This window comes from Salmonella sp. WC3 (assembly GCF_042932255.1).
Taxonomy (GTDB): domain Bacteria; phylum Pseudomonadota; class Gammaproteobacteria; order Enterobacterales; family Enterobacteriaceae; genus Salmonella; species Salmonella enterica.
In genome coordinates this window covers 652,743-672,068 of record NZ_CP170629.1, presented here as the reverse complement: position 1 = coordinate 672,068, position 19,326 = coordinate 652,743, and the positions used below count along the sequence as shown (strand labels likewise).

Genomic DNA, 19,326 nt, shown 5'->3' with positions numbered 1-19,326 from the left:
TCTCCTTAATTCGCGGCGGTTATGGCGCCAGGCTGGTTGGTACTGGCCGTCTGGCCTGGGCTGCCCTGCGGCGCAGACTGGATCGGATGCGCTGCAAAGTACTTACGCAACCCCCGGTATATAGCGTCAGCAATCTGCTGCTGATAGCGTTCGCTCGCCAGCAATCGCTCTTCGCCGTGATTACTGATAAAACCCGTCTCCACCAAAATGGACGGGATATCCGGCGAACGCAGCACGCCCAGGCTCGCGTGTTCCGGGCGACGTTTATGCAGCGACCCCACGCCGTCGAGTTGGCTTAGCACGTTCGTCGCCACATCATACCCTACCCGCTGCGAATGACCGAATTGCAAATCCAGTACCGCCTGGCTCAGATAAGGGTCTGACTGACTGTTCGCCAGCACATCGCCAGCGCCGCCTAACAGTTCGGATTGCTTCTCATGCTGCTCAAGCCAGTTTGCCATTTCGCTGTTCGCGCGACGATTGGACAATACCCAGACGGAGGCGCCGGTGGCATCGCGATTTGGCGCGGCATCCGCATGAATAGAGACAAGGAAGTTAGCGTTTTGCTTACGCGCCACGTCAGACCGCCCCATCACCGAAATAAAATAGTCGCCGTCACGCGTCAGCACGCCTTTAAACATCGGATCGTTATTCAGCAATGTGCGTAACTTACGCGCGATGGCGATGGTGACATTTTTCTCGCGCGTACCGCCCGGGCCTATCGCGCCGGGATCCTGGCCTCCATGTCCGGCATCAATAGCAATCACCACTTTATCGCCAGCGCCTGTCGACGCGCGCGCCGCAGGCCGCGTAACGGTATTGCTGCTGGCTACGCCGGTCAGGCGATCATCAGAAGATTTAAACGGATTACGGGCAGGCTCCGTCGGGCGGGGCGCGCTTTCAACCCGTTTCGCGACGACAGGCGGTGGCGGCGGCGGAACATCGGCATTAATGGTGAAAATGACCGTATAGTTGCCGCCGTTTTGCCGCTTCACCGCCTCGGTTTTACCATTTTCCGTCAGATCGACAAGCAACCGTAAAGATTGCGCATCTTTCGGCGTTCCGGCACGGATCGTTTTCACCAGATTGTTACCGCTAAACTGAAGCGGCAGCCCCTGAATCACGCCGGTCTGCCTGATATCCAGCGCCACGGTACGTTTACCGTCCTGTGAGTAAGCATATTCCGGCTCGCCGATAAAACTCAGCGTAATGCGCGCCTGCTGCTCGCCGTTGGACACCTGAATATCAGAGAGACTGGCGGCGCCCGCGTGCGCGCACAGCAGGATTAAGGCTGCTATTACGGCATTTTTGATGCGATAAATCATCCCGCCACCTTTATAGCTAATCGGCTAAACGCGCCAGTAACGAATGACCCGATGAGGATACCGCGCTTACGCGAGCCTCACGCCCCTGCGCCTGGTAATCAATATGGATTTCGACGTCCGGGTCGGGGAGAACGCCTTTACCTTGTTGCGGCCACTCCACCAGACAAATGGCGTCGTTGGCGAAATAATCGCGAATGCCCATAAACTCCAGCTCCTCCGGGTCCGCAAGACGGTATAAGTCGAAGTGATATACCATCATGTTATCAAGCGCATAAGGCTCTACCAGCGTATAGGTGGGGCTTTTTACATTACCGTTATGGCCTAACGCCTGTAAAAATCCCCGGCTAAACGTCGTTTTACCGGCACCTAAATCGCCATACAGATAAATAACGGTCGCGCCATCACAGGCGTTGGCTACCCGTTGCCCCAGGTCTAGCGTCGCCTGTTCGTCAGGTAGCGGAATTACTCGATTCATCATGGTTTACGTCAATCACATCAGGGTTAACAATACGCCGCAGCGTAGTAAAAAGATCGGTCGCCAACATGCCGCGAGCGCCATAACGCGCTGCCAGTAAGTCCGCCGCCGCGCCGTGAGCCACACATCCCACACATGCCGCATCATACGGGGTAAACTTCTGTCCGAGCAATGCGCCGATGATGCCGGACAGGACATCGCCCATCCCGCCGCTCGCCATCCCCGCATTACCAGCGTCAATGATAGCCAGAGGGTGGTGTTCAGCGGCGATAATCGTTCCTGCGCCTTTTAACACGACCACGCCTCCGTACCGTTTTACCAGACGCTGTGCTGAAAGTAAGCGATCACTTTCAATTTCTGCCACAGAACATCCTAACAGGCGGGCAGCTTCTCCCGGATGCGGCGTAATCACGCGATTGTGACGTTTATCAGGATTGATTGCCAGTAGGTTCAACGCATCCGCATCCCACAGCATAGGTTTACGGACGTTTTCTACTTTCTGTAAGGCTTTTTTGCCCCATTCCTGCTGCCCAAGCCCCGGGCCGATCACCACAACGTCAGCCCAGGTCAGGCTCTCTTCCAGCGACTGAGGCGTGAGTTCATGTACCATCAGTTCCGGGCGGGCCGTCAGCAACGGCGCAATGTTTTCACCGCGGGTCAGTACTCTGACCAACCCAGCCCCCGTACGCAGCGCCGCCTCGCCAGCCATCCGAATTGCGCCCGCTGTTCCCTGGTCGCCGCCGATGATCGCCAGACGACCATGATCGCCCTTATGCGAGGTCGGTCGACGCGGCGTTAACCATTGCCCCAACTGCGTCGCGTCAAAACGCCGGAGCGGCGGCGTCTGGCTTGCCAGCCAGCCTTCCAGTCCCAACGCGTCATAATTCAGTATGCCGGTAACGTCACGCGCTTTGCCGGTCAGCAGGCCTGGTTTCAGGGCGATAAACGTGACCGTATGCGCGGCGCTTATCACCGCGCCAGGCGTGGCGCCCGTTTGCGCCAGCAGGCCTGACGGGATATCGACGGCGACAACCGGCGCAGGATGGGCGTTCGCCTGTTCAATCAGACCGGCTACCGGGTCGCGCGGCGCCTGGGCTATACCGGTGCCAAGCAGCGCGTCGATAATTAGATCCGTCGCTTCCGGCCAGATAATATCGGCAGCATGGATAATGCCGCCGGCATTCAGCCAGGCATCGCGCGCCTGCGCCGCTTCTTCAGGTAACGGTTTGTCGCTCTCCTGCGCCAGCAACGTTACGCTAATGCCCGCCGCTTGCGCTAGTCGCGCCACGACGTAACCATCGCCGCCGTTGTTGCCATGACCACACAACACCAGCCAGTGTCGGGTGTCAGGATAACTGTCACGGGCTACCCGAAATGCCGCGTCGCCAGCGCGCAGCATCAATTCATAGAGTGTGAGTCCGAAGGCATCCGCCGCATCGCGTTCCAGCCGTTTGATGTCATCGGCGGGCCAAATGGAGTGTGGTATACTTACAGGGTTTTTCTTCATGTTATGGTCCATCATGTCAAAGCCCCTCGATCTCAATCAGTTAGCGCAAAATATTAAGCAGTGGGGGCTGGAGCTGGGCTTTCAGCAGGTCGGTATTACTGATACCGATCTGCGCGCATCCGAACCTGCGCTGCAGGCGTGGCTGGACAAACAATACCACGGCGAGATGGCATGGATGGCGCGCCACGGTATGATGCGCGCCCGGCCTCATGAACTCTTACCCGGTACGCTACGTGTCATCAGCGTGCGCATGAACTATCTGCCCGCCAACGCCGCGTTTGCCAGTACGTTGAAGGATCCCACGCTGGGCTACGTTAGCCGATATGCGCTGGGGCGTGATTATCACAAGCTATTACGCAGCCGTCTTAAAAAACTGGGCGAGCAGATCCAGCAGTACTGCGGTTCGCTGAATTTTAGACCGTTTGTCGACTCTGCGCCTATTCTTGAACGCCCATTAGCGGAAAAAGCCGGACTTGGCTGGACGGGTAAGCACTCACTTATCCTTAATCGGGAGGCAGGCTCATTCTTTTTCCTGGGGGAACTGCTGATTGATTTACCGCTGCCGGTCGACCAGCCGGTCGAGGAAGGTTGCGGCAAATGCGTCGCCTGTATGACCATTTGCCCGACCGGGGCGATTGTCGAACCGTATACGGTGGACGCGCGGCGCTGTATTTCTTATCTCACCATTGAGCTGGAAGGCGCTATTCCGGAAGCATTTCGCCCACTGATAGGCAACCGTATTTACGGCTGCGATGACTGCCAGCTTATCTGTCCGTGGAATCGTTACTCTCAGTTGACCGACGAAGCAGATTTTAGCCCACGCAAGGCGCTGCATAACCCAGATTTGGTTGAGTTGTTTAGCTGGAGCGAAGCGCAGTTTCTGAAAGTCACTGAAGGTTCTGCGATTCGGCGCATTGGTCATTTACGCTGGCTGCGCAATGTTGCCGTCGCGCTGGGGAATGCGCCGTGGAGTAATGCCGTCATTACGGCGCTGGAAAGCCGCAAGGGTGAGCATCCACTTCTCGATGAGCATATCGAATGGGCGATTGCGCAACAAATTGAAAAGCGCAACGCCTGCATCATTGAAGTGCAGCTACCGAAAAAACAGCGTCTGGTCAGGGTGATTGAAAAAGGGCTGGTGCGCGATGCCTGAATTATTCACAGGCTGTGTATAAAAATAAAAACACATTGCGATTCAAGAGGGAAAAAAGGAATAGTCAATAAAGCTAACGTTTTGAAATCTTATTTTTTCTATATTTTTCAGTAAATTATAGAAATTCTACGCGTCAGGTATAATTTTTTGCATTCCAGGAGTAATGGGCCGCCCTGTGGATAAGTCTGTTTACAAGGATCTGACGAAAGCGGAACAAAACGTGCCCCAACGCGATATTCGTTGTGGATAATTTTACTGTAGATAAGAATTGGAGCGGGAAACGAGACTCGAACTCGCGACCCCGACCTTGGCAAGGTCGTGCTCTACCAACTGAGCTATTCCCGCATAATCTTCGTCTTTCGAACCGCTACTGCGTTGGCTGCCTTCACTCGCCTGAGTCACTTACTTCAGTAAGCTCCTGAGAACTCATTCAGTTGCCGCCTTGTCGCAATTCGAAATCCTGCGATTGGTGGTCTGTGCTTAACAAGCACTTTCAAATTTTGGAGCGGGAAACGAGACTCGAACTCGCGACCCCGACCTTGGCAAGGTCGTGCTCTACCAACTGAGCTATTCCCGCATAATCTTCGTCTTTCGAACCGCTACTGCGTTGGCTGCCTTCACTCGCCTCAATCACTTACTTCAGTAAGCTCCTGAGGACTCATTCAGTTGCCGCCTTGTCGCAATTCGAAATCCTGCGATTGGTGGTCTGTACTTAACAAGTACTTTCAAATTTTGGAGCGGGAAACGAGACTCGAACTCGCGACCCCGACCTTGGCAAGGTCGTGCTCTACCAACTGAGCTATTCCCGCAAATTTGTTGCTGTCGTAATTCGCATTTCTGCGTCGTTACGGGAGGCGCATTATACGAGAAATCCATTTAGCTGCAAGCCCCTGAACGCATTTTTTCGCGATTTTTGTTTGAATGCTGATTAAATCACCAAACAAGACAAAAAACGAGCAAAGCGTGCGCTATGCAACAAAAAACTTTTCACGCCACGCCTAAAGGCACAGAATCAGAATAGCACCCTGCGCCAAAAAAAGAATAGCACGGTGACCACAACATCCAATTGATATCAGGGATCAAGATGAAAAAAAACTTATTGTCATGCTGTTAGCCAGCCTCTCCGTTCACGCCGCTTCCGTTTCCGCCAGAACATTACATTTTGGCACCTCCGCCACCTATGCGCCCTATGAGTTTGTCGATGCCGATAATAAAATTGTTGGTTTCGATATTGATGTCGCCAACGCGGTCTGCAAAGAGATGCAAGCGGAGTGCACATTCACTAACCAGAGCTTTGATAGTCTGATCCCCGGCCTACGCTTCAAAAAGTTTGATGCGGTGATCGCCGGTATGGATATGACGCCCAAACGTGAGCAGCAGGTCTCCTTTAGCCAACCCTATTACGAAGGTCTATCGGCGGTAGTCGTCACGCGTAAAGGGGCTTATCACACTTTTGCCGATCTGAAAGGCAAAAAAGTCGGTCTGGAAAACGGTACAACGCATCAGCGCTATTTGCAGGATAAACAACAAGCTATCACGCCTGTCGCCTATGACAGCTATCTAAACGCCTTTACCGATCTGAAAAGTAACCGTCTTGAGGGCGTATTTGGCGATGTCGCCGCGATTGGTAAATGGCTAAAAAACAATCCGGATTACGCCATCATGGATGAACGCGCCAGCGATCCTGACTACTACGGAAAAGGGTTAGGCATTGCGGTACGCAAAGGCAACGACGCGCTATTGCAAGAAATTAATGCCGCGCTCGACAAGGTGAAAGCGTCGCCGGAATATGCGCAAATGCAAGAGAAATGGTTTACGCAGTAATTCAGTGGCGGGAGAGCTGCCGGATGAGACGCTCTGGCGTTGCCATCCGGCATGTTACGCCTCACAGCTTAATGAAATGCTCGCGGTAGTAAGCCAGCTCCGCCACCGACTCGCGAATATCATCCATCGCCTGGTGCGTGCCCTGCTTGGTAAAGCCGGCCAGAATCTCCGGCTTCCAGCGGCGCGCCAGTTCCTTGAGCGTACTGACATCCAGATAGCGATAGTGGAAGTAGGCCTCCAGTTCCGGCATATATTTAAACAGAAAACGACGATCCTGACCGATGCTGTTACCGCAAATCGGCGACTTACCCGCAGGCACCCACGTTTTCAGAAATTCAATCGTCGCCAGTTCAGCGTCTCGTTCGCCCATCGTACTTGCCTTAACGCGATCTACCAGGCCGCTGCCGGTATGGGTGCGCACGTTCCAGTCATCCATTAACGCCAGTTGCGCATCGGATTGATGTACCGCAATCGTCGGCCCTTCCGCCAGAATGTTCAGGCTGGCATCCGTCACCAGCGTGGCTATCTCAATAATGCGATCGCGCTCGGGGTCCAGACCTGTCATCTCCAGATCGATCCAAATCAGGTTGTTTTCATCGGCACTCATGCTATTTTCCACCCTTCAGAGGTCACATTCACTGTGACTATATTCATCTACAATTGCGTGTATCATAGATGTTTTGCCCACTATGGGCGACCAGGAGCCAGTACGATTGAGCAAAAATAAACTCTCCAAAGGCCAGCAGCGCCGTGTGAACGCCAATCACCAGCGTCGTTTAAAAACGTCCGCGGAGAAAGCCGACTACGATGACAACCTGTTTGGCGAGCCTGCAGAAGGTATCGTCATTAGCCGTTTTGGTATGCATGCCGATGTGGAGTCTGCTGACGGCGAGGTTCACCGCTGCAATCTCCGCCGCACTATCCGTTCGCTGGTGACGGGCGATCGCGTCGTCTGGCGTCCGGGCAAAGCCGCCGCAGAGGGCGTCAACGTAAAAGGCATCGTTGAAGCGGTGCATGAGCGCACCTCGGTATTGACGCGCCCGGACTTCTACGACGGCGTGAAGCCTATTGCCGCCAACATTGACCAAATCGTTATTGTCTCCGCGATTTTGCCGGAGCTGTCGCTGAATATCATCGATCGCTATCTGGTCGGCTGTGAAACCCTACAAGTTGAGCCGCTTATCGTACTCAACAAAATTGATCTGCTGGACGACGAAGGTATGGACTTCGTTAATGAGCAGATGTATATCTACCGCAATATCGGCTATCGCGTGCTGATGGTCTCCAGCCATACGCAGGATGGTCTGAAACCGCTGGAAGAGGCGTTAACCGGTCGCATCAGTATTTTTGCCGGGCAGTCCGGCGTCGGAAAATCCAGTCTGCTAAACGCTCTGCTCGGCTTACAGAACGAGATTCTGACGAACGATGTGTCGAATGTCTCCGGTCTGGGTCAACATACCACTACCGCTGCTCGTCTGTATCATTTCCCGCATGGCGGCGATGTCATTGATTCCCCCGGCGTGCGCGAGTTCGGCTTATGGCATCTGGAGCCGGAACAAATCACCCAGGGCTTTGTCGAATTTCATGACTATTTGGGACATTGCAAATACCGGGACTGCAAGCATGACGCCGATCCAGGCTGCGCCATTCGCGAGGCGGTAGAGAACGGCGCTATTGCGGAAACCCGTTTCGAAAATTATCACCGAATTCTTGAAAGTATGGCGCAGGTAAAAACGCGTAAAAACTTTTCTGATACGGACGACTGACAGATACGCTAGGCGTCGTTAGAATCGTCCCCTTTTTTCAGGATACCGGTATAACTGCCGGTTCAGGAACAACAATGGCCTGGAGGCTACCTTGTTAAACTCATTTAAACTTTCGCTACAATACATTCTGCCGAAACTATGGCTCACTCGCCTGGCGGGCTGGGGCGCAAGCAAACGAGCAGGATGGCTGACAAAACTGGTTATCGATCTCTTCGTAAAGTATTACAAAGTCGATATGACCGAGGCGCAAAAACCGGATACCGCCAGCTATCGTACGTTCAATGATTTCTTTGTTCGTCCGCTGCGTGATGACGTGCGTCCGCTCAATACCGATCCTAACATCCTGGTGATGCCTGCCGACGGCGTGATAAGCCAGTTGGGTCGTATCGAAGAAGATAAAATTTTGCAGGCCAAAGGCCATAATTACAGCCTTGAAGCGTTGCTGGCGGGTAACTACCTGATGGCGGATAAGTTCCGCAACGGCACGTTTGTGACCACTTACCTCTCCCCTCGCGACTACCATCGCGTGCACATGCCATGCAACGGCATCCTGCGCGAAATGATCTACGTACCGGGCGATCTGTTCTCCGTTAACCATCTGACCGCGCAAAACGTCCCCAACCTGTTTGCCCGCAACGAGCGCGTTATCTGTCTGTTTGATACCGAGTTCGGTCCTATGGCGCAGATTCTGGTCGGCGCAACAATTGTCGGCAGTATCGAAACCGTCTGGGCGGGGACCATTACCCCGCCGCGCGAAGGCATCATCAAGCGCTGGACCTGGCCAGAAGGCGAACATGAAGGGTCTGTCGCCTTGTTGAAAGGCCAGGAGATGGGACGCTTTAAACTGGGTTCCACGGTCATCAACTTATTTGCGCCGGGGAAAGTGAATCTGATCGCGTCGCTGGCAAGCCTGTCCGTTACCAAAATTGGCCAACCGCTGGCGACGTCGACCGAAACATTCGTCGCGCCGGAGGTAGAACCTGCTCCGCTGCCGGCAGAAGAAATTAAAGCCGAACACGACGCCAGCCCGCTGGTTGACAATAAAAAAGACGACACCTAATCAAGAGAGAATGCTGACGTGCGCCTGATTATCGCTTTTCTGATGGCCTGGTGCCTCAGCACGGGGGCGTTCGCCGCAACGTCCCCCGACGCCAAACAAATCACGCAGGAACTGGAGCAGGCAAAAGCGGCGAAGCCCGCTCAGCCGGAAGCCGTTGAGGCGCTCCAGACTGCGTTAAACGCGCTTGAAGAGCGAAAAGGCTCGCTTGAGCGCGCGAAACAATATCAACACGTTATTGATAATTTCCCTAAGCTATCCGCCACCTTGCGCGCCCAGTTGAATAATCTGCGCGATGAACCTCGCAGCGTACCGCCAGAGATGTCCACCGAAGCGTTAAATCAGGAGATCTTGCAGGTTAGCAGCCAGCTACTGGATAAAACCCGCGAGGCGCAACAGGAGCAGGAGCGCGTCAGGGAGATCGCCGACTCGCTCAGCCAGCTTCCCCAACAGCAAAACGACGCCCGCCGCCAGCTTAATGAGATTGAGCGACGGCTCGGCGCCGCAGGCGGAAGTGCCGCGCTTAGCCAGGCGCAAAGTCTCAATATGCAGGCGGAGTCCGCCAAACTAAAAGCGTTAGTCGACGAACTGGAGTTGGCGCAACTGTCCGCCAACAACCGTCAGGAACTGGCTCGTCTGCGTTCCGAGCTGGCGGAAAAACAGAGTCAGCAATTGGATGCGTATCTTCAGGCGCTGCGCAATCAGCTCAACAGCCTGCGCCAACGTGAAGCGGAACGCGCGCTGGAAAGCACTGAGCTGCTGGCGGAAAACAGCGCCGGTTTGCCGGAAGGCATCGTCGAACAATTTAAAGTCAACCGCGAGCTGTCACAGGCGCTCAATCAACAAGCGCAGCGGATGGATCTGGTCGCCTCGCAGCAACGACAGGCCACCAGCCAAACGTTACAGGTGCGTCAGGCGCTCAATACGCTGCGGAAGCAGTCGCAATGGCTTGGCGTGTCCAACATGCTTGGCGAAGCGCTGCGCGCGCAGGTCGCCCGTCTGCCAGAGATGCCTAAGCCGCAGCAGCTTGATACGGAAATGGCGCAGCTACGCGTTCACCGTATGCGCTATGAAGAATTACTCAATAAGCAACCGCAGCTACGGCAAATACGTCAGGCCAATGGACAGCCGCTGACCGCCGAGCAAAACCAGATTCTTGACGCCCAGCTTCGCACTCAGCGCGAGCTGCTCAACTCGTTGTTACAGGGCGGCGATACGCTGATCCTGGAGCTGACCAAACTGAAAGTCTCCAACAGCCAACTGGAGGATGCGCTTAAAGAGGTTAATGAAGCGACCCACCGTTATCTGTTCTGGACCGCTGACGTTAGCCCGCTATCGCTCTCCTGGCCTGTTGATTTGGTTCAGGATTTACGTCGGCTTATCTCATTAGATACGTTTAATCAGTTAGGTAAAGCCAGCATCATGATGCTGACCAGCAAAGAGACGCTACTGCCGTTATTCGGCGCGCTGGCGCTGGTCGGGTTTAGCCTCTATTCACGTCAACACTTCAACCGGTTCCTTGAACGCTCGGCCTCGCGCGTCGGGAAAGTCACCCAGGATCACTTCTCGCTGACGCTGCGAACGGTGTTCTGGTCGATTCTGGTCGCCTCGCCGCTGCCCGTCTTGTGGGCGACGCTCGGCTATGGTCTACAGGAAGCCTGGCCGTATCCGCTGGCCGTCGCCATCGGCGATGGCGTGACGGCGACAGTACCGCTGTTGTGGGTAGTCATGATTTGCGCCGCTTTTGCCCGCCCTAATGGTCTGTTTGTGGCGCATTTCGGCTGGCTGCGAAACCGGGTAGCGAAAGCGATGCGCTACTACCTGATGAGCATTGGGCTGATCGTGCTGCTCATTATGGCAGTGATCATGTTTGATAATCTTAACGATCGGGAGTTTTCCGGCTCGTTGGGCCGCCTTTGCTTCATCCTGATATGCGGCGCGCTGGCGCTGGTCACGCTGAGTCTGAAAAAAGCGGGCATTCCGCTCTATCTTGATAAAGAAGGCAACGGCGACAACATGGTCAACAGCCTGCTGTGGAATATGTTGATGGGCGCGCCGCTTATCGCGATTCTGGCGGCGGCGGTGGGTTATCTGGCCACAGCGCAGGCGCTACTGGCGAGACTGGAAACCTCGGTCGCCATCTGGTTCCTGTTGCTGGTTATTTATCATGTCATTCGCCGCTGGATGCTGATCCAACGACGCCGACTGGCTTTTGACCGCGCCAAACATCGTCGGGCGGAAATGCTGGCGCAGCGCGCGCGCGGCGAAGAAGAACCGGCGCACTCCTCCAGCCTGGAAGGCGCGGTCGACATCGATGAAAGTGAAATCGATCTTGACGCTATTAGCGCCCAGTCGCTGCGTCTGGTCCGCTCAATTCTGATGCTTATCGCCCTGCTATCGGTAATTGTACTGTGGTCGGAAATCCACTCGGCATTCGGCTTCCTGGAGAATATTTCGCTGTGGGATGTCACCTCTACGGTGCAAGGCGTGGAAAGCCTGGAGCCAATTACTCTGGGGGCGGTGCTCATTGCGATTCTGGTCTTTATCATCACCACGCAGTTGGTGCGTAATCTGCCTGCGCTGCTGGAACTGGCGTTATTACAGCATCTCGATTTAACGCCTGGTACCGGTTACGCCATCACGACCATCACCAAATATCTGTTAATGCTGATTGGCGGGCTGGTCGGTTTCTCGATGATCGGCATTGAGTGGTCGAAGCTACAATGGCTGGTGGCCGCGCTCGGCGTTGGGCTTGGTTTTGGCCTGCAAGAAATTTTCGCTAACTTTATCTCCGGCCTGATTATTTTGTTTGAAAAGCCGATTCGTATCGGCGATACGGTGACCATTCGCGATCTCACCGGCAGCGTGACCAAAATCAATACCCGCGCCACCACTATCAGTGACTGGGATCGTAAAGAGATTATCGTGCCGAATAAAGCCTTTATCACCGAACAGTTTATCAACTGGTCGCTGTCTGACTCCGTTACGCGCGTGGTGTTAACCATCCCGGCGCCAGCGGATGCCAATAGCGAAGAGGTGACGCAAATTCTGCTGACGGCGGCGCAGCGCTGTTCTTTGGTGCTTGATAACCCGCCGCCTGAAATCTTTCTGGTGGATCTCCAGCAGGGTATTCAGATTTTCGAACTGCGTATCTATGCCGCGGAAATGGGACACCGTATGCCATTACGCCATGAGATCCACCAATTGATTCTGGCTGGCTTCCGCGAACACGGTATTGATATGCCGTTCCCGCCGTTCCAGATGCGTCTGGAGAGCCTCGGCGGTAAACAAACGGGGAGAACGTTAACGTCAGCGGGTAAAACCAGCCGCCCGGCGGGGAGTTTGTAGCGCATGATCCAGGCAAGAAATGCCGGATGCGACCCGTCGGGTCTTATCCGGCCTACGGGCCGGCAATTAACCTGTAGGCCCGATAAGCTTGCGCCATCGGGCATTTCATCGCAGCTCACAGATATTTTCGGACTTATTATGCGTCCAGATCGGCAACAGGCAGGTTAATTTCGCTATAGCGCATTCGGAATAAATCGCCGTAACCCACCAGTTCTCCGCGAAATACGAGGCATCTTATAACATACGCGCAATAAATATCCGACACATGTTTCCACTTATCCTCATCGCGATCCCTTAACGTGCCAATAGTCATTCCTACTACCATCGCAACCTTTCGACGTGCAACATGAACGGAAGAAAGAATAACCTTTTCTATTTCAAGGATATCTTCCGGAGTAAAATTGAGTGCCCTAACCTCATCTTCCGTGATAATCGGGTCTCTCGAACTATCATTCATCACGTTCTCCATCGGGCAATAAACGCCGGATGCGACCCGTGGGGTCTTATCCGGCATACGGCCTTTACTCCGCCGCCCACTCCGGATCGGCGCTCATGCGGCTGCTGTAATTCTGATAAATCGCCATCGCCAGCAGCGAGAAGAAGATCGGGCCGCCGATCATCCACAAGGCGCTGTCCCAGTCCCCAGCTTCAATCACTGGCTGGATGATGGTAAAGACGTTGGCAAACGTCACCACCAGCACCACAACACCCGTCGCGACCAGGGTAGAGGCTTTGGTTTTAAAGAGAACAAATGGCCGCTCCAGATCCTGACGCGCTTTAAAGAAGGGAAATGCCAGCGCAAGGAACAGGTATGGCAAGGTCATTGAGACGTTCGCCATCAGAGTGAGTTTGTTATAAAACGCCGATGCGGTGTCACCGCCAAAAGAAACCAGCAAAATAAACAGACTCACCAGCACGCACTGTAGCCACATAGCGGTCGCCGGCATACCGTTAGCGTTCAGTGTTGTCATCGGCGCGGGCCACAACGCTTTTGGCGTCCCCTGAATAATGGCTTTCAGCGGTGAATAGCTCAACGTAAAAAACGCGCCGGTATAAGCCAGAAACATAGAAAGGCCGGTGATACGCGCAAACCAGACGCCCACCGTCATCGCAGCTTCCGGAGAAAGGTTTAACGCGTTACCTAATGTCGTGCCTAAACTCGACATCAAAATGTAGGTAATATTCCCTAAGTTAACGGCGCTATTACTTAATATCTGTTGCCAGTTAGTGCTGACGCCCCATAAAAAGATCGCCAAAGAATAACCAATTGAAATCACAATAGCCGCGAAAACAATACCTTTCGCAAAATTCTTTTCCGGTTTCTCGGTTTTATCCACCAGTCCGCCGACAGCCTCAATACCGCCGTACGCAAAAATAGCAAATACCACAAATGACAACATTGCCAGGCCGGAGTGATAACCCGGATTCGGTGACGAGGTAAAATTAATTTCTTGTGCAAAATGCCCACCATTTAATAACAAAATAGCGACACTCACTAACAATAAAACTAAATTAAGACACATTACGGCAATACCTCCGACCGCCGTAATTCGCGCAATTTTATTGATCCCTCTGGCGGCGACACACGTCACCAGAATCATCCAGCCAACGGCGAGCAGCCCGACAACCTGCGTAGGCTCAAGCCCCGCAATACGCCAGTGCTGCGTCATATCGGCGCCAAAAACAAAAGTAGAAAACGGTACCCAAATTTTTGCCGCCGTACTTACCATCCATATGACATACGATGAAAACCACATAAACGTGCCGATAAACGCGTAACGTGGCCCCACGCTATTATTCATCCACGAATAGATCCCGCCCTCTTCTTTGCGATAAGCGGAACCCATTTCAGCCATCATTAAAGCGAATGGAATAAAAAACAGCAAGGCAGAAAATATATACCACGGGATTGCGCTATACCCCATTAAATAAAACGCCGACGGGCTATTCGCAAAACCAAAAACAGAAGTAAAAATCATCAGGATAAGCCCAATAAGGCTCATCTTTTTTATCGTGTGGGTCATTCAACCATCCCTTACGCTCGAGCGCGTTTGCCAGACGCCGCTCACCGATTGACGCCGCCTTCTTTTTTACAAAGGTCAGCGATAAAAAAATCAACACAGGATTGATACCTAAATGGCATCAAAGTTCCAGCCTTATGTTGTGGCAAACAGAGGATAATTGAAAAAATATGCTACAAAATGGCGCTTATTGCGCCATTTTATCTCGCGAAAGAGTGAATTTCAGATTTACGCCCGATCGACCGTAAAAGCAATCACGTCCGCCAGGCTTTCTGCTCCCAGCGCCAGCATCACCAGACGATCAACACCCAGCGCCACGCCGGAACAATCCGGTAGACCGGCGGCCAGCGCATCCAGTAGATTTTGGTCAATCGGCTGCTGCGGCAGACCGCGAGCGGCGCGCTTACGATTGTCCTGTTCAAAGCGCTGTTGTTGCTCACGTGCGTCCGTCAGTTCGTGGAAACCATTCGCCAGCTCAATACCTTTGTAGTACACCTCAAAGCGCTCGGCGACGCGATGATCCTCGGTACTGATTTGTGCCAGTGATGCCTGACTTGCCGGAAAGTGATAAATAAAGGTCGGCTTTTCTTTACCTATATGCGGCTCAACCCCCATCGTGAACAGCAGTTGCAGCAACGTATCACGGTCTTCTTCCGTATCGGCGATATTGCTTAAATCAAGCTTTGCCGCCGCCTCACGCAGTTGCGTTTTATCTGCTGATAACGGGTCAATCTCCAGATGGCGCTGAAACGCCTGTTGATAGGAGAGACTTTCCGCAGGTTGACAATCCAGCACTTGCTGAAGCAAATCATCCACTTCATTCATCAGGCGGTACATATCGTAATGCGGACGATACCACTCCAGCATAGTGAATTCCGGATTATGATGTCGTCCCATCTCTTCATTACGGAAACTGCGGCATAGCTGGAAAACCGGGCCGCACCCTGCCGCCAGCAGGCGTTTCATATGGTATTCCGGACTGGTCATTAAATAGAGGTTGATCCCCTGGGAATGGCCAGGTCCGACGAAACGCGTTTCGAACGGGAACAGATGAATGTCTGTGACCGTCGCCTGACTCATGCAGGGCGTCTCAACCTCAAGCACTCCACGATCGGCAAAGAAACGACGGATTTCCGCCATAATCGCCGCACGTTTTAATAAATTGGGGATGGACGCGCTCGGCTGCCAGGTTGCCGTTTCGCTCATGATTCTTTCTCCAGTTTAAGACAAGGTCACGAAGTCTACTCGCAACGCGCGGGCGAAACAAATTTTGCGCAGGCGTATCGGGCGCCTTCTGGAGGGTAAAAAAAGTGATTTCAGATGGTTTAGTAATTAAATTAATCAAAATCAATGATAATTCATCCCTCTGATACGCTAAAAAAATCGAACACGTCAAATTTCCCTCACATCCCTGAGACTATACTGTTGTACCCATAAAGGAGCAGTGGAAACGCATTCATACTTCGCAGAACCCAGAGGCTTTATCTGGCTGCGCGAGGGTGAAATTACAATAATCTGGAGGAATGTCGTGCAAACCTTTCAAGCCGATCTTGCCATTATAGGCGCCGGTGGCGCGGGATTACGTGCTGCAATTGCTGCCGCACAGGCGAATCCCAATGCTAAAATCGCACTGATCTCAAAAGTGTACCCGATGCGCAGCCACACCGTCGCTGCCGAAGGGGGTTCAGCCGCTGTCGCCCAGGATCATGACAGCTTTGACTACCATTTTCACGATACGGTAGCAGGCGGAGACTGGCTGTGTGAGCAGGATGTCGTGGATTACTTTGTCCACCATTGTCCCACTGAGATGACGCAGCTGGAGCAATGGGGCTGCCCGTGGAGCCGCCGTCCGGACGGTAGCGTTAACGTGCGTCGCTTCGGTGGTATGAAAATCGAGCGTACCTGGTTCGCCGCGGATAAAACCGGCTTCCATATGCTGCATACCCTGTTCCAGACTTCCCTGCAGTTCCCGCAAATCCAGCGCTTTGACGAACATTTTGTGCTGGATATTCTGGTTGATGACAACCATGCGCGCGGCCTGGTGGCAATGAACATGATGGAAGGCACGCTGGTGCAAATCCGCGCCAACGCCGTGGTCATGGCGACAGGCGGCGCAGGCCGCGTATACCGCTATAACACCAACGGCGGCATCGTCACCGGCGACGGGATGGGCATGGCGCTGAGCCACGGCGTTCCGCTGCGTGATATGGAATTCGTTCAGTATCACCCGACCGGCCTGCCAGGTTCCGGTATCCTGATGACTGAAGGTTGCCGCGGAGAAGGCGGTATTCTGGTCAATAAAAATGGCTACCGTTACCTGCAAGACTACGGCATGGGCCCCGAAACGCCGCTGGGCGAGCCGAAAAACAAATATATGGAACTGGGGCCGCGCGACAAAGTATCCCAGGCTTTCTGGCACGAATGGCGTAAAGGCAACACCATCTCCACGCCGCGCGGCGATGTGGTTCACCTCGACCTGCGTCATCTCGGCGAGAAGAAACTGCATGAACGTCTGCCGTTCATTTGCGAACTGGCGAAAGCCTATGTCGGCGTCGATCCGGTTAAAGAACCGATTCCAGTACGTCCGACCGCGCACTACACCATGGGCGGCATTGAAACCGACCAGAACTGTGAAAGCCGTGTCAAAGGGCTGTTTGCCGTTGGCGAATGCTCCTCTGTTGGCCTGCATGGCGCGAACCGCCTCGGTTCCAACTCACTGGCGGAACTGGTGGTGTTTGGTCGTCTGGCTGGCGAACAAGCAATGGAACGCGCTGCTACGGCAGGCGCCGCAAATAGCGCCGCGCTCGACGCCCAGGTTGCCGATATTGAACAACGTCTGAAAAATCTGGTGAACCAGGAAGGCAACGAAAACTGGTCGAAGATCCGCGATGAGATGGGTCTGTCTATGGAAGAAGGTTGCGGTATTTACCGTACCCCGGAACTGATGCAGAAAACCGTTGATAAACTGGCCGAGCTTCAGGAACGTTTCAAGCGCGTACGTATCTCCGATACCTCCAGCGTGTTCAACACTGACCTGCTGTATACCATCGAACTGGGTCATGGTCTGAACGTGGCGGAATGTATGGCGCACTCTGCGCTGGCGCGTAAAGAGTCCCGCGGCGCGCATCAGCGTCTGGATGAAGGCTGTACCGAGCGCGACGATGTGAACTTCCTCAAGCACACCCTCGCCTTCCGCGATGCTGATGGCACGACCCGTCTGGAATACAGCGACGTGAAAATCACCACCCTGCCGCCAGCCAAACGTGTTTACGGCGGTGAAGCGGAAGCAGCCGATAAGAAGGAGAAGGCGAATGGCTGAGATGAAAAACCTGAAAGTTGAGGTGGTGCGCTATAACCCGGAAACCGATACCGCGCCGCACAGTGCTTTCTATGAAGTTCCTTATGATGAAACAACATCGCTACTGGACGCGTTGGGCTACATCAAAGATAACCTGTCGCCAGACCTGAGCTACCGCTGGTCCTGCCGTATGGCGATCTGCGGCTCTTGCGGCATGATGGTCAACAACGTCCCTAAACTGGCGTGTAAAACCTTCCTGCGCGATTACACCAACGGTATGAAGGTGGAAGCGCTGGCGAACTTCCCGATTGAGCGCGATCTGGTTGTCGATATGACGCACTTTATCGAAAGCCTGGAAGCGATCAAACCGTACATTATTGGCAACTCTCGCACGCCAGATCAGGGGCCGAATGTCCAGACCCCGGCGCAAATGGCGAAGTATCACCAGTTCTCCGGTTGCATCAACTGTGGTCTGTGCTACGCCGCGTGCCCGCAGTTCGGTCTGAATCCTGAATTTATCGGACCGGCTGCGATTACGCTGGCGCATCGCTATAACGAAGATAGCCGCGATCACGGTAAGAAGGAGCGTATGGCGCAGTTGAACAGTCCGAACGGCGTATGGACCTGTACTTTCGTGGGCTACTGCTCCGAAGTCTGTCCAAAACATGTCGATCCGGCTGCGGCCATTCAGCAGGGTAAAGTGGAAAGCTCGAAAGACTTTCTTATCGCCACCCTGAAACCACGCTAAGGAGTGCAACATGACGACTAAACGCAAACCCTATGTGCGGCCGATGACGTCCACCTGGTGGAAAAAACTGCCGTTTTATCGCTTTTATATGCTGCGCGAAGGCACAGCGGTGCCGGCAGTCTGGTTCAGTATTGAACTGATTTTCGGTCTGTTTGCGCTCAAACACGGCGCGGAATCCTGGATGGGATTCGTCGGCTTTTTACAAAACCCGGTGGTGGTGATCTTAAACCTGATCACCCTGGCGGCCGCGCTGCTGCACACCAAAACCTGGTTTGAACTGGCGCCGAAGGCGGCCAATATCATTGTAAAAGACGAAAAAATGGGGCCAGAGCCAATCATCAAAGGGCTTTGGGTGGTCACTGCGGTAGTCACCGTAGTCATTCTGTATGTTGCCCTGTTCTGGTAAGGAGTCCCGGATGATTAATCCAAACCCAAAACGTTCTGATGAACCCGTATTCTGGGGACTGTTTGGCGCAGGCGGTATGTGGGGCGCGATCATCGCGCCGGTGATCGTGCTACTGGTTGGCATCATGCTGCCGCTGGGGCTATTTCCGGGCGATGCCCTGAGTTTTGAGCGCGTACTGACGTTCGCCCAAAGCTTCATTGGTCGCGTTTTTCTGTTCCTGATGATCGTGCTGCCGCTATGGTGTGGCCTACACCGTATGCACCACGCGATGCATGACCTGAAAATCCACGTGCCTGCGGGCAAATGGGTCTTCTACGGTCTGGCGGCAATCCTGACCGTTGTGACGGCGATTGGCGTTATCACTCTCTAAGTTGCCACGACGCCCTCTTATCTACCCG

Annotated in this window: 16 protein-coding genes and 3 tRNA genes; 9 read left to right on the top strand and 10 right to left on the bottom strand. The window is 53.8% G+C overall.

Features of this window, described 5'->3' with window-relative positions; translation table 11 throughout:
• Positions 1-5: 5 nt before the first annotated feature.
• Genes amiB through nnr form a run of 3 tightly spaced genes read right to left on the bottom strand, consistent with a single transcriptional unit; the run spans position 6 to position 3,322 of the window.
• A complete protein-coding gene (gene amiB, locus ACFK9X_RS03140) occupies positions 6-1,325 on the bottom strand; it encodes an N-acetylmuramoyl-L-alanine amidase AmiB (protein ID WP_151115491.1) in 1,320 nt (439 codons plus the stop codon).
• A gap of 16 nt (positions 1,326-1,341) precedes the next feature.
• On the bottom strand, positions 1,342-1,803 hold the full coding sequence (gene tsaE / locus ACFK9X_RS03135) for a tRNA (adenosine(37)-N6)-threonylcarbamoyltransferase complex ATPase subunit type 1 TsaE (protein WP_000981984.1): 462 nt from the start codon (positions 1,801-1,803) through the stop codon (positions 1,342-1,344).
• A complete protein-coding gene (gene nnr / locus ACFK9X_RS03130; RefSeq protein ID WP_151115489.1) occupies positions 1,775-3,322 on the bottom strand; it encodes a bifunctional ADP-dependent NAD(P)H-hydrate dehydratase/NAD(P)H-hydrate epimerase in 1,548 nt (515 codons plus the stop codon). Before nnr ends, tsaE begins: the two co-directional genes overlap by 29 nt.
• Between nnr and queG the strand changes: the two genes are divergently transcribed.
• Positions 3,321-4,460 (top strand): tRNA epoxyqueuosine(34) reductase QueG, encoded by a 1,140-nt coding sequence (queG, locus tag ACFK9X_RS03125; protein ID WP_001615111.1) that lies wholly within the window; start codon positions 3,321-3,323, stop codon positions 4,458-4,460. The genes nnr and queG overlap by 2 nt on opposite strands.
• Before the next feature lie 269 nt (positions 4,461-4,729).
• Here queG and ACFK9X_RS03120 read toward each other — a convergent pair.
• The 3 genes from ACFK9X_RS03120 to ACFK9X_RS03110 form a co-directional block, all read right to left on the bottom strand.
• A tRNA-Gly gene (locus tag ACFK9X_RS03120) sits at positions 4,730-4,805 on the bottom strand.
• A gap of 156 nt (positions 4,806-4,961) precedes the next feature.
• Positions 4,962-5,037, bottom strand: a tRNA-Gly gene (locus tag ACFK9X_RS03115).
• Positions 5,038-5,193: 156 nt separating this feature from the next.
• Positions 5,194-5,269: transfer RNA gene (locus tag ACFK9X_RS03110), tRNA-Gly, on the bottom strand.
• A 295-nt stretch (positions 5,270-5,564) separates the two neighbouring features.
• On the opposite strand from ACFK9X_RS03110, the gene ACFK9X_RS03105 reads away from it, so the two are divergent.
• On the top strand, positions 5,565-6,284 hold the full coding sequence (locus ACFK9X_RS03105) for an arginine ABC transporter substrate-binding protein (RefSeq protein WP_151115487.1): 720 nt from the start codon (positions 5,565-5,567) through the stop codon (positions 6,282-6,284).
• A gap of 61 nt (positions 6,285-6,345) precedes the next feature.
• On the opposite strand, the gene orn is transcribed toward ACFK9X_RS03105, so the two are convergent.
• Positions 6,346-6,891 (bottom strand): oligoribonuclease, encoded by a 546-nt coding sequence (gene orn / locus ACFK9X_RS03100; RefSeq protein WP_001271546.1) that lies wholly within the window; start codon positions 6,889-6,891, stop codon positions 6,346-6,348.
• A gap of 106 nt (positions 6,892-6,997) precedes the next feature.
• Here orn and rsgA point away from each other — a divergent pair, with 106 nt between their 5' ends.
• The 3 genes from rsgA to mscM all read left to right on the top strand — a co-directional run bounded on the left by rsgA (position 6,998) and on the right by mscM (position 12,455).
• Positions 6,998-8,050 (top strand): small ribosomal subunit biogenesis GTPase RsgA, encoded by a 1,053-nt coding sequence (gene rsgA, locus ACFK9X_RS03095; protein WP_191964514.1) that lies wholly within the window; start codon positions 6,998-7,000, stop codon positions 8,048-8,050.
• Positions 8,051-8,141: 91 nt separating this feature from the next.
• Positions 8,142-9,110, top strand: coding sequence for an archaetidylserine decarboxylase (gene asd / locus ACFK9X_RS03090; RefSeq protein ID WP_000934949.1), 969 nt, complete (start codon positions 8,142-8,144; stop codon positions 9,108-9,110).
• An 18-nt stretch (positions 9,111-9,128) separates the two neighbouring features.
• The gene (gene mscM / locus ACFK9X_RS03085) at positions 9,129-12,455 is read left to right on the top strand and encodes a miniconductance mechanosensitive channel MscM (RefSeq protein WP_151115482.1); all 3,327 of its coding nucleotides are present in this window, start codon (positions 9,129-9,131) and stop codon (positions 12,453-12,455) included.
• A 136-nt stretch (positions 12,456-12,591) separates the two neighbouring features.
• Here the strand turns inward: mscM and ACFK9X_RS03080 are convergent, their stop codons facing one another.
• The 3 genes from ACFK9X_RS03080 to epmA all read right to left on the bottom strand — a co-directional run bounded on the left by ACFK9X_RS03080 (position 12,592) and on the right by epmA (position 15,682).
• Complete coding sequence (locus tag ACFK9X_RS03080) at positions 12,592-12,912, bottom strand: hypothetical protein (protein ID WP_001736544.1); 321 nt, start codon at positions 12,910-12,912, stop codon at positions 12,592-12,594.
• 64 nt (positions 12,913-12,976) lie between these two features.
• Complete coding sequence (gene yjeM, locus ACFK9X_RS03075) at positions 12,977-14,479, bottom strand: glutamate/gamma-aminobutyrate family transporter YjeM (RefSeq protein ID WP_000149876.1); 1,503 nt, start codon at positions 14,477-14,479, stop codon at positions 12,977-12,979.
• A gap of 225 nt (positions 14,480-14,704) precedes the next feature.
• Complete coding sequence (gene epmA / locus ACFK9X_RS03070; RefSeq protein ID WP_000004794.1) at positions 14,705-15,682, bottom strand: elongation factor P--(R)-beta-lysine ligase; 978 nt, start codon at positions 15,680-15,682, stop codon at positions 14,705-14,707.
• A 322-nt stretch (positions 15,683-16,004) separates the two neighbouring features.
• Between epmA and frdA the strand changes: the two genes are divergently transcribed.
• The 4 genes from frdA to frdD are packed head-to-tail and all read left to right on the top strand — an operon-like array spanning position 16,005 to position 19,298.
• Positions 16,005-17,795 carry a fumarate reductase (quinol) flavoprotein subunit gene (gene frdA / locus ACFK9X_RS03065; RefSeq protein WP_001192954.1) on the top strand — a complete coding sequence of 597 codons (1,791 nt, stop codon included), beginning with the start codon at positions 16,005-16,007 and terminating at the stop codon, positions 17,793-17,795.
• On the top strand, positions 17,788-18,522 hold the full coding sequence (gene frdB, locus ACFK9X_RS03060; RefSeq protein ID WP_000829509.1) for a fumarate reductase iron-sulfur protein: 735 nt from the start codon (positions 17,788-17,790) through the stop codon (positions 18,520-18,522). The genes frdA and frdB overlap by 8 nt, the downstream gene beginning before the upstream one ends.
• A 10-nt stretch (positions 18,523-18,532) precedes the next feature.
• Positions 18,533-18,928: a fumarate reductase subunit FrdC gene (frdC, locus tag ACFK9X_RS03055; RefSeq protein ID WP_000208749.1), complete on the top strand. Its 396-nt coding sequence runs from the start codon at positions 18,533-18,535 to the stop codon at positions 18,926-18,928.
• A gap of 10 nt (positions 18,929-18,938) precedes the next feature.
• Positions 18,939-19,298 carry a fumarate reductase subunit FrdD gene (gene frdD, locus ACFK9X_RS03050; protein WP_000609650.1) on the top strand — a complete coding sequence of 120 codons (360 nt, stop codon included), beginning with the start codon at positions 18,939-18,941 and terminating at the stop codon, positions 19,296-19,298.
• Positions 19,299-19,326 lie beyond the last annotated feature (28 nt).